The organism is Micromonospora sp. NPDC003776 (assembly GCF_053605645.1).
This window is the reverse complement of sequence record NZ_JBSGJR010000521.1, coordinates 1-4,990: the sequence shown is the minus strand read 5'-3', so window position 1 is coordinate 4,990 and position 4,990 is coordinate 1. Positions and strand designations below refer to the sequence as shown.

The following is a 4,990-nucleotide window of genomic DNA, read 5'->3' as shown; positions in this document are numbered from 1 at the left end:
ACGCGCGGGGTCGCCCGCCCCACCCCCCAGCCCGCCCCCCCCGCCTTCCCACCGGGGGGCCCGGCGGCCCGCGCCGGGTCGCTCTCCCCGGCTCGGGTCGCGGGCCGCGCCCGTCCGCCACCGCCTCGACCGGCGCGCGTCCGGTCCGGCCCGCCCCGGCACGGCTCGGCGTGATCGACTCAGGTTGCGGCATGCCGGGCCGTCCGGGGCGGTGGAGGCCGCGACCTTCCGCGTTCCGCGCCGGCCGGGACCGCCCAGGCCGCGACTTGCCGCATTCCGCGGCGCTTCCGAGCCGGCGGGGGGCGCGAGCTGCGGCATTCCGCGCCGGCAGGGAGTCGTTCCGGTCCACTTCGTGGGACCGGGTGACGGACGCCTCGCGCGGGCGGTCGGGCGTGAACGGGGGATGACGAGCGTGCGACGACCCTGTGTGAGGGCGCTCACCCCGCAGTCCGGGACACACCGCCGGAACCGCCCCCTACCATCCTTCCTAGGTGCGTAATCGGCACCTGACGGCCATGGCACAGATCAGCGCAGGGCGCAGCGCGGCGTCCCGACGCCCCAGGCCGACCGCATACGAGCGTCTACGAGGACCGATGAATCCTGTCGTACTGATCGCCGAAGAACTCGCCCCCGCCGCCATCGAGGTGCTCGCGCACGACTTCGACGTGCGTCACGTCGACGGCACCGACCGCCTGGCCCTGCTCTCCGCCCTCTCCGAGGCCGACGCGGTGATCGTACGCAGTGCCACCCAGATTGACGCCGAGGCGATCGCGGCCGCGCCGCGGCTGAAGGTGGTCGCCCGGGCCGGCGTCGGCCTGGACAACGTCGAGGTGCCGGCCGCCACCGCCCGGGGCGTCATGGTCGTCAACGCTCCCACCTCCAACATCGTCTCCGCCGCCGAGCAGGCCGTCGCGCTGCTGCTCGCCGTCGCGCGGAACACCGCCAGCGCCAGCGCCGCGCTGAAGGCGGGCGAGTGGAAGCGGTCGAAGTACACCGGCGTCGAGATCCAGGGCAAGACCGTGGGCGTGGTCGGCCTCGGCCGGATCGGCGTGCTGTTCGCGCAGCGCATCGCCGCCTTCGGCACCCGGCTCATCGCGTACGACCCGTACATCCAGCCGGCCCGCGCGGCCCAGCTCGGCGTCCGCCTGGTCGGGCTGGAGGAGCTGCTCCGGGAGAGCGACTTCATCTCGATCCACCTGCCCAAGACGCCGGAGACGGTGGGCCTGATCGGCGAGAAGGAGCTGGCGATCGTCAAGCCGGGGGTCCGGATCGTCAACGCCGCCCGCGGCGGCCTGGTCGACGAGCAGGCGCTGGCCGACGCGATCGCCGAGGGCCGGGTGGCCGGCGCGGGCGTCGACGTGTACGCCAAGGAGCCCTGCACCTCCTCGCCGCTGTTCGCCTTCGACAACGTGGTGGCCACCCCGCACCTGGGCGCGTCCACCCACGAGGCGCAGGACAAGGCCGGCCTGGCCGTGGCGAAGAGCGTCAAGCTGGCGCTGCAGGGCGAGTTCGTGCCGGACGCGGTGAACGTCCAGGCCGGCGGCGTGGTCGCGGAGGACGTCCGGCCGCTGCTGCCGCTGGCGGAGAAGCTCGGCCGGGCCTTCACCGCGGTGGCCGGCGGGGTGGCCGCGAGCGTCACCGTGGAGGTGCGCGGCGAGATCATCAACCACGACGTCTCGGTGCTCAAGCTCGCCGCCACCAAGGGATTGTTCAGCTCGGTGGTGGAGGAGCAGGTCACCTACGTGAACGCGCCGCACCTGGCCGCCGAGCGCGGCGTGCAGGTGGCGCTGAGCACCCCGGCCGAGACCGTGGACCACCCCGACCTGGTGACCGTGCGCGGGGCGCTGCCGGACGGCCGGACGGTCAGCGTCTCCGGCACGGTGACTCACACCGGCACCCGGGACGTCATCAAGCTGACCGAGGTGGACGGTTTCGACGTGGAGATCGGCGCGGAGGGCATCCTGGTCTTCCTCCGCTACGTCGATCGGCCCGGCGTGGTCGGCACCGTCGGCACCCTGCTCGGCGAGGCCGGCGTGAACATCGCCGCCATGCAGGTCGCCCGGCGGGAGGCCGGTGGCGAGACGCTGATGACGCTCACCGTCGACCAGGCGCTCGGCGCCGACCTGCTCAGCTCGGCGGCCTACTCTATCGGGGGGGTCGGGGGCAGGGGGGCGGACCTGCGGTACGTTTTGGAGTCGGTACTGGAGGTTTGGGGGGCCGGGCGGGCCGGCCGGGCCCCTCGTCATGTCCGGGTCGCCTCAGGGGGCGACGCGGGCGGGCGGCGCGTAGACCGAGCCGTCCTGGGGGTCGAAGAGCATCAGGTCGTGCTCGCCGGCCAGCCGTTCGATGTCGAGCAGCACCTGGTCCTCGCAGGTGGGGAGCAGTTGCATCGCCACGTGGTCGGCGGCCGTGTGCAGCGGGGAGACCTCCCAGGGCGTGCCCGGGCGGGCCGGGCGGTCCGGATAGGCGCCGGTGATCGCCCGGTAGAAGTTGACCACCCGCGGGTCGGGGTACTGCTCGCGGTGCCGCCCCTCGCGGCACCGCGACACCGCTGCCCGTACGTCGTCGGGCGTGGCTCCGGGTGGGAGGGCCCACACGCTCAGATCGAAACTCACGGCGGACAGCGTGCCATCCCCGGTCCGCGCCGTCACCCCTGCCCCACCGCAGGTTAACCGGTTGTTGACCGACCGACCCGTCACGACGGTCCGCTGTGGAGACTCTTGCGTCGAGTTGCGTCGATTCGCTAGCGTACCGGTGCGGTCACTGGCTGAGTTGGGACTCCGGCCCGTCTTCGGGTGACGCGGTCGTCCGTCCGGCCCACCAGCCCGCACCCCTCGATTGCGCGAGCCACGCGCACTCGTCGCTGACCGGCCCTCACGGTCGTTGCCGAGACCGTGGGGGCCGATCGCGGACCGCGTCCCGGATGCGAAGGCGGGGCGACGGAGTTCCTGGCGCTCAGCGCCGACGGTGCGTGAAGAGCGCCCGATAGTCCGAGCCGTTGCGGAACCAGGCCAGGCCGGCCGGACCGGCTGCGTACAGCGCGGTGGCGTAGGCGTCGGCGACCGCGAGGTCGGGCCCGACCACGGTGGCGGAGTCGAGCTGGTCGGCGGGCTCGCCGGTGTGCGGGTCCACCACGTGACCCCGGCGACCGGTCACCCCGGAGGTGCCCACCGCGCCGGCGGTCATCTCCAGCACCAGTGGCGCCCGGCGGGCGTCCGTGGGGTGGTGCACCGCGATCCGCCACGGGCCTCCGTGCGGGGCGTGGCCGCGTACCGTCAGGTCGGCGCCGGAGAGCACCGCGTAGTCGTGGACGCCGGCGGCGCGCAGCCGGGCTGCGGCCCGTTCCACCGCCCAGCCGCCGAGCAGGCCGCCCGGGTCGAAGCCGCCGGGCACCGCCCAGGCGTCGAACCAGCCGTCGGTGGCCGCCCGCATGGCCGCGCAGCGGTCCACCAGGTCGGCCAGCGGGGGGTACGACTCGGGGCTGATCTCGCCCCGCCGCAGCTTCGACACCAGGCTGTCGGGCCGGTTCGGCCCGTAGGTGAGGTCGATGGCGCGCAGCTCGGCGACCGCGTCGCGCAGCGCCTCCCCGACCCCGCGCCGACCGAGCCACTCGGGGGCGTTGAGCAGCACCGTGTACTCGGCGGTGGAGGTGCGCACGGTGTGCTCGACGCTGATCCGGTCGGCGACGGTGGCGCCGGCCCGGTCCAGCCGGTGGCTGCGGGCGCCGAGGCGCAGGTCGGGGCGGCGGCGGACGAAGGCCGACTGGTCGATCCACCGGGTCCGGGGCTGCTCGTTCGGCCAAGCCGCCCGGCGCTGCTCGTCGATTCGCATGGCACCTGCTCCTCGCTGGCGACGCCGCAGCGTCGCGGCGAAGCCGGTCCCGGGCCCCCGTCGACCCGCTCACCGCTGACCATAGGGGCTGGAGTTGATCGCCCCATGAGTGACACCTGAGAGGATCCTGAACGTTCCGCTGTCCCGGATGGTGGAAGACGCGTACCGGGAGCCGGGACGGCGACGTACCGTTGCGCAGAACGACGAGGTGAGGAGCGCCAGGTGGCACGTATCGCGGTGGTGGCCGGGGACGGGATCGGACCCGAGGTTGTCGGGCAGGCCCGCAAGGTCATCGACGCCGTGCTCCCCGGGGTGGAGGCCACCGGGTACGACCTCGGCGCGGCCCGCTACCACCGCACCGGCGAGGTGCTGCCGGAGTCCGTCCTCGATGAGCTGGCCGGGCACGACGCCATCCTGCTCGGCGCGATCGGCGACCCGACCGTGCCGCCGGGCGTGCTGGAGCGTGGCCTGCTGCTCAAGCTCCGCTTCGCCTTCGACCAGTACGTCAACCTTCGCCCGTCGCGACTCTGGCCCGGGGTGTCCGGCCCGCTGGCCGCCGTCAAGCCCGGCGAGGTCGACCTGGTCGTCGTCCGCGAGGGGACCGAGGGCCTGTACGTCGGCGCCGGCGGCTCACTGCACCGGGACACCCCGGCCGAGGTGGCCACCGAGGAGAGCCTGAACACCCGGCACGGCGTGGAGCGGGTGATCCGGGACGCCTTCGTCCGGGCCCGTCGCCGGGAACGGCACAAGGTCACCCTGGTGCACAAGACCAACGTGCTCACCCACGCCGGCTCGCTGTGGGCCCGCGCCTTCGAGGCCGTCGCCGCCGAGTACCCCGACGTGACCACCGAGTACCAGCACGTCGACGCTGCGGCGATGTTCCTCGTGACCAACCCCCAGCGCTACGACGTGCTGGTCACCGACAACCTCTTCGGCGACATCCTCACCGACATCGCCGCCGCCGTCACCGGTGGCATCGGGCTGGCCGCCAGCGGCTCCATCAACCCGGAGGGGCGTTACCCGTCGACGTTCGAGCCGGTGCACGGCTCCGCGCCGGACATCGCCGGCCAGGGCGTCGCCGACCCGGTCGCGGCCGTGCTCTCCGCCGCGCTCCTGCTCGACCAGCTCGGGCATGCCGACGCCGCCGCCCGGGTCACCG

General features: G+C 74.0%; 3 protein-coding genes and 1 pseudogene. 2 read left to right on the top strand and 2 right to left on the bottom strand.

The genetic code is table 11. The features are described from left to right. Positions 1-593: 593 nt before the first annotated feature. A pseudogene (gene serA, locus ACWEVO_RS29865) lies at positions 594-2,183 on the top strand (phosphoglycerate dehydrogenase); the annotation flags it as partial. A gap of 75 nt (positions 2,184-2,258) precedes the next feature. Here serA and ACWEVO_RS29860 read toward each other — a convergent pair. Both ACWEVO_RS29860 and ACWEVO_RS29855 read right to left on the bottom strand, forming a co-directional pair. Continuing rightward, the gene (locus ACWEVO_RS29860; RefSeq protein ID WP_452310811.1) at positions 2,259-2,615 is read right to left on the bottom strand and encodes a hypothetical protein; all 357 of its coding nucleotides are present in this window, start codon (positions 2,613-2,615) and stop codon (positions 2,259-2,261) included. 340 nt (positions 2,616-2,955) lie between these two features. Next, entirely contained in the window at positions 2,956-3,831 is an 876-nt protein-coding gene (locus ACWEVO_RS29855; RefSeq protein ID WP_452310810.1) for an FAD:protein FMN transferase, read from the bottom strand. Positions 3,832-4,053: 222 nt separating this feature from the next. Here ACWEVO_RS29855 and ACWEVO_RS29850 point away from each other — a divergent pair. After that, positions 4,054-4,990: 3-isopropylmalate dehydrogenase (locus tag ACWEVO_RS29850; RefSeq protein ID WP_452310809.1), on the top strand; the 937-nt coding region annotated here is incomplete at its 3' end.

What these genes read in the sequence shown, in the direction of transcription:
- ACWEVO_RS29855 (WP_452310810.1), bottom strand. Translation starts at nt 3,831, where the DNA reads ATGCGAATCGACGAGCAGCGCCGGGCGGCTTGGCCGAACGAGCAGCCC.